1 protein-coding gene is annotated in these 351 nt (G+C 68.9%); it reads right to left on the reverse strand.

Features of this window, described 5'->3' with window-relative positions:
* Positions 1 to 351: type VI secretion system Vgr family protein (locus tag GM672_RS27945; RefSeq protein WP_211517465.1), on the reverse strand; the 351-nt coding region annotated here is incomplete at both ends.

Here is a 351-nt window from a genome sequence, read left to right on the forward strand (position 1 = left end):
CCAGCGCCTCGGATGCATCCATCTGCGTCGACGTGACACTGGCACCTTGCGCCGAGCGGGCGGAAGTCGTCAGCAGCACGCCTTCGCCGCCGCGCACGATGGCCCAGGCGTCGGTGCGCAGTTCGAAACCGGCACCGCGGTAGGCGCCGCGTTGCGATGACGTGGGGGATTGCTGGATCAGGTAGCCCAGGTTCAGCTGCGTCGCCGCGCTGCTGGTGGCCAGGCGCATGCGGACCTGGCCTTGCGTGTCGTCCAGCTGCCATTGGTTGTAGCCGTCGCCGCTGAAGTTGTGGCTGTGGATGCCCGACAGGGTGCCCGGGTGGTTGGCGCCCGAATCGACGCCGGCCGAGA

Origin of the sequence: Pseudoduganella buxea, assembly GCF_009720835.1 — a bacterium.
Classification (GTDB): domain Bacteria; phylum Pseudomonadota; class Gammaproteobacteria; order Burkholderiales; family Burkholderiaceae_D; genus Rugamonas; species Rugamonas buxea.